The organism is Kitasatospora sp. NPDC091257, from assembly GCF_044757675.1.
GTDB lineage: Bacteria > Actinomycetota > Actinomycetes > Streptomycetales > Streptomycetaceae > Kitasatospora > Kitasatospora lactacystinica.
In genome coordinates this window covers 1-2052 of record NZ_JBIVVI010001428.1, presented here as the reverse complement: position 1 = coordinate 2052, position 2052 = coordinate 1, and the positions used below count along the sequence as shown (strand labels likewise).

Sequence of the window (2052 nt, the reverse complement as noted above, 5' to 3'; positions counted from 1 at the left end):
CCCCACCGGCCCCAGCCTCCCCACCCCCGTGGCCCCGACCGCGAAAGCGGAGCTCCGCACTCAAAGCAGCCGGGCCACCACCCCTCGACATGCCCACCGGCAGCCCGGGTTCCGCACCTTCGACAAGCCTGTCGAAGGTGACATGCCCGGGCTATGCTGACCCGAAGCCCGCCCGCAGTCGGGCCCCTCGCCCCGTCGACGAACACGCCACCCAGGCGCTCCCGACCGGAAGGAGGCGCGGCCCCGACCTCCGCAGGACGGCCCACCTGCCGCGGCCAACCTGCCGCCCGCATCGCATATTTGACGGTCCGTCAATGATGATCCGCGATTTCACCGCCCGAGCCGTGACGCGTGCCCCGGGCCGCCCACCGCCGTTGTACGGAAGGTGAATCGCCGCGCCCGCCCGAAACCCCGTCAGCGCGCGTTCGCGGGGGCAGTGGGTGGCGTCGGCGTGGTGGTGGCCGACGGTGATCGGCGGACTGACCGTGCTGGTGGCGGGGATGGTGTGGTGGCTGGTGGCGCAGCTGAGGCGCACCGGGCTGTCGAGCATCGAGGTGCCGACGCCGGGGGCGGGCGGGCTTCGACTGCGGGTCGGTGCGCGGGCGCTGGAGGAGGCGTTGGAGAACCGGACGGTGGTGCTGCCGCAGGTCGAGCGGGCCGGGGTGCGGTTGGTGCGGGCGCCGAGGCATCCGCAGCTGCGCGGTGCGGTGCGGTTGCGGCCGGGCGGGGATCCGGCCGCGCTGGTGGAGCACTTCGAGGACGGGCCTCGGGCGGACGCCTGCGGGAGCCTGCGGCTGGCGGCGCTGCCGGCCGATCTGCGGATCAGGGTCCTGCAGGCGGCCCCCGCCGAGCCGCGGCACGGACGGGGTCGGCGGGGGCGGCGGGGGCGGCGCCAGTCGCGGGTGGAGTAGTCCAGGAACGGTCAGGGTCGAGCAATCGAGAGTGGAGGCGGGAGTCAGAGGGTGCGGAGGGCGCCGCCGTCGACGGGGACCATGACGCCGGTCAGGTAGGACGCGGCGGGGGAGAGCAGGAACGCGGCGACCTTGCCGAACTCCTCGGGGGTGCCGTAGCGGCCCAGCGGGATGGCGGCGCTGGCCCGGGCGCGGGCGGCGTCGGGGTCGGCGGCGAGGCCGTCGAGCTCACGGACCCGGTCGGTGTCGATCCGGGCCGGGAGCAGACCGAGCACGCGGATGCCGCGGGGGCCGAGCTCGTCGGCGAGGGCCTTGGCGGCCATGGCGAGACCCGGACGCAGGCCGTTGGAGATGCCCAGACCGGGAATCGGCTGGCGGACCGAGCTGGAGAGCACGAAGGCGATCACACCGCCGTCGGTGAGCGCGGCGGCGGTGGCGCGGGCGAGCCGGAGGGCACCGAGGAAGACGGACTCGAAGGCGTCGCGCCACGCGTCCTCGGGGGTGGTCTCGACGGGGCCGGCCTGGGGGCCGCCGACGCTGATCAGGATGCCGTCGAGACGACCGAAGTGGTGCCGGGCCTCGGCGATGAGGCGCTCGGGGGTGTCGGGGGAGGCGTTGTCGGCGACGAGGCCCCGGGCGGTTCCGAGAGTCTCGAGTTCGGCGACGGCGTTGTCGACGGCTTGCCGGGTGCGGCCGCTGATGAGCACGCGGGCGCCGTCGGCGGCGAGTTCGCGGGCGCCGGCGAGGCCGAGGCCTCGGGTTGCGCCGGTGACGATGTAGGCCTTGTCTTTCAGTCCGAGATCCATGGGGGACATCTTGCCCGGTCGGGGAGTGGGGGCGGGTTGGGGCTGGCGTTGACGCCCGGGGGAAGGTTTACGGTCGTTGCCGGAAGTGCGGGAGGAGTGGTTCGGCGTGCGGATCGGGGAGTTGGCGGAGCGGGCGGGGACGACCACGCGGGCGTTGCGGTACTACGAGCAGTTGGGGTTGTTGCCGGCCCGGCGGGCGGGCAACGGGTACCGGGCGTACGACGAGGGGGATCTGCGGTTGCTGCGGGAGATCCGGATGTTGCAGGACTTCGGGTTCGGGCTGGAGGAGACCAGGCCGTTCGTGGAGTGCCTGCGGGCGGGGCACCCGGAGGGGG

Annotated in this window: 3 protein-coding genes; 2 read left to right on the top strand and 1 reads right to left on the bottom strand. The window is 74.4% G+C overall.

Annotated features, from left to right (window positions below; all coding sequences use genetic code 11):
* Positions 1 to 440 precede the first annotated feature (440 nt).
* Positions 441 to 911: a hypothetical protein gene (locus ACIQOV_RS39030; protein ID WP_401055589.1), complete on the top strand. Its 471-nt coding sequence runs from the start codon at positions 441 to 443 to the stop codon at positions 909 to 911.
* 44 nt (positions 912 to 955) lie between these two features.
* Here the strand turns inward: ACIQOV_RS39030 and ACIQOV_RS39025 are convergent, their stop codons facing one another.
* A complete protein-coding gene (locus tag ACIQOV_RS39025; protein WP_401055587.1) occupies positions 956 to 1717 on the bottom strand; it encodes an SDR family oxidoreductase in 762 nt (253 codons plus the stop codon).
* Between the two features lie 106 nt (positions 1718 to 1823).
* On the opposite strand from ACIQOV_RS39025, the gene ACIQOV_RS39020 reads away from it, so the two are divergent.
* The coding region (locus ACIQOV_RS39020) for a MerR family transcriptional regulator (RefSeq protein WP_401055591.1) at positions 1824 to 2052 on the top strand (229 nt) is incomplete at its 3' end.